Annotated in this window: 2 protein-coding genes; both read left to right on the top strand. The window is 41.7% G+C overall.

The annotated features are described in order from the left end of the window. Positions 1–360 (top strand): ATP-binding cassette domain-containing protein (locus BCG07_RS12350; RefSeq protein ID WP_286890359.1); only part of this gene is annotated, 360 nt, incomplete at its 5' end. A gap of 69 nt (positions 361–429) precedes the next feature. Continuing rightward, positions 430–1,304 (top strand): RNA polymerase factor sigma-54 (locus BCG07_RS12345; RefSeq protein WP_502694072.1); only part of this gene is annotated, 875 nt, incomplete at its 3' end.

The raw sequence follows: 1,304 nt of genomic DNA, 5'->3' as shown, positions 1-1,304 counted from the left end.
GATGAATTTAGCATTCAACACATTCGCGACAGCAAAGGTATGGCATTATCGGGCGGAGAACGTCGCCGAGTAGAGATTGCACGTGCTTTAGCCGCAGATCCAAAGTTTATTTTGCTAGACGAACCATTTGCCGGTGTTGACCCTATCTCAGTATTAGATATTAAAAAAATTATTGAACACCTGAAAAACCGTGGGATTGGCGTATTAATAACAGACCACAATGTAAGAGAAACCCTTGATGTTTGCGAAAAAGCCTACATTGTTTCTCATGGGGAACTAATTGCTTCTGGTACCCCTGAACACGTATTAAATGATAAAACTGTACGCGATGTATATTTAGGCGAGCAATTTAGGCTGTAACATTTACGCCTTATTTATAAGCATCTGCTAGTATTAATTATAACAACTTAAAAGGATTGTTAGAGATACATGAGGCAATCACTACAGCTGCGCATGGGCCAGCAACTTACAATGACACCTCAGTTGCAACAAGCTATTCGCTTGCTGCAATTAAGTACATTGGATCTTCAGCAAGAAATACAAGAAGCGCTCGACAGCAACCCATTACTTGAGGTTGAGGAGCAAGACTATGCCGATGATCTTGCGGGCAAAAATGAGCAAAAAGCGGATAACGATGAAGTTACAGTAACCGTATCTGCCGATGAAGCCCCTAGCGAGTATGAACAAGACAGTGGTGAAGCGCTTGCTAAAGATACCGTAAGTGACGACATGGCAATGGACGTTAGCTGGGATGAGTACATGAGTGCAGCCCCTGCATCATCTTCAGGCCCAATGCCTGAAGATGAGTCTATATATCAGGGCGCATCAACTGAAACGCTTCACGAGTACTTAATGTGGCAATTACAATTAACGCCATTTAGCCCTACAGATGAAGCCATTGCTATTGCTATTGTAGAAGCGGTGGATGATTCAGGCATACTGACACTCAGCTGCGAAGAGATTTTAGAGAGCTTTAATCAAGATAACGACGATGACGTTGAGGTTGAACTTGACGAAATAGAAGCTGTATTAAAGCGCATTCAGCTATTTGACCCAGTGGGTATTGCGGCACGTAGCTTACAAGAGTGTTTGTGTATTCAGTTAAATCAATTTGATAAAGGCACGCCTTTTATTGATGAAACAAAAATGATTTTAACCGAGCACATTGATTTGTTAGCTGCTCGTGACTACCGTACATTAATGAAAAAAACGAAGCTCAAAGAAGATGAGCTTAAAGAAGTAATGACACTTATTCATACGCTCAACCCTAAGCCTGCAGACACAATAGTACGAGAAGAGTCTGA

The organism is Pseudoalteromonas sp. ESRF-bin5 (assembly GCF_002632075.1).
In the GTDB taxonomy this organism is placed as follows: Bacteria; Pseudomonadota; Gammaproteobacteria; order Enterobacterales; family Alteromonadaceae; genus Pseudoalteromonas; species Pseudoalteromonas marina.
This window is presented reverse-complemented; position numbering and strand designations above follow the sequence as displayed.